General features: G+C 45.5%; 2 protein-coding genes. Both read left to right on the top strand.

All coding sequences use genetic code 11. The features are described 5' to 3' along the window. Positions 1-639: phage tail sheath family protein (locus ACFIO3_RS14465; RefSeq protein WP_375704719.1), on the top strand; the 639-nt coding region annotated here is incomplete at its 5' end. Beyond that, positions 636-796, top strand: a 161-nt coding sequence (locus tag ACFIO3_RS14460; protein WP_375615544.1) for a phage major tail tube protein, incomplete at its 3' end; no start/stop codon positions are given. The genes ACFIO3_RS14465 and ACFIO3_RS14460, both read left to right, overlap by 4 nt.

The following is a 796-nucleotide window of genomic DNA, read 5'->3' as shown; positions in this document are numbered from 1 at the left end:
GACAAGCAAAGGGGCGGTGTTTTTTGGTCTCCTTCCAATCAAGATGTGCATGGCATTTTAGGGACAGCACGCCCCATTAGCTACTTTGATGGGGAAATTGATCATGAGGCAAATCGTCTCAATAAAGCCGATATTGCCACCTTTATTCCCGCACGACTTAGTCAAAATGGGCAGGGAGAAGTAGCTTCCAATGGGCGCATTTTATGGGGAAACCATACCACCTCTAGTGATCCGCTTTGGCGTTTTGTCAATGTGGTGCGCACCCGTGCAGCACTGGAAAAAACCATCATCAATAATTTACGCCCTTGGGCCAATGATGAAAACCTGACCGGTCAACATGTTATTGCCATTACCCGCTCTTTGACCAGCTTTCTTGATGATATGATTGCACGCGGTGCACTGCTTGGTGGGCGGGTTTGGTTTGACCGTGATTTAAATTCCAACAGCAATTTACAACTGGGGAAATTGCGGGTGGAATTTGATGCAGAAGAAGTGCCGCCTCTAGAAGATTTAAGCTTTGGCAGCCGGCGCAATGGAGCTTACTTTAATCGGCTTGCTGAAGATATCCAAAATAAAATGATTTATGCCTTTGGCGATACGCTAGAGGGTTATCGCAAAGCAGCAAGGAGCGACATATGACTTTAAGAATTGTTCGCGGTTTTACCCTGATTGTTGATGATGATGTTAATCTTCATCTTGATCTTGAAACCCTCAAATTACCTACGTTGGAAGAAATCACAGAAACCTATCAACCAGGGGGCTCTGATATGCAGATTGATGTGAGCGGTCTTGGTGT

Source organism: Bartonella sp. AD328YNZD, from assembly GCF_042196425.1.
Note: the sequence above shows the minus strand (reverse complement) of the source record. Positions and strands in the feature narration are given on the sequence as shown.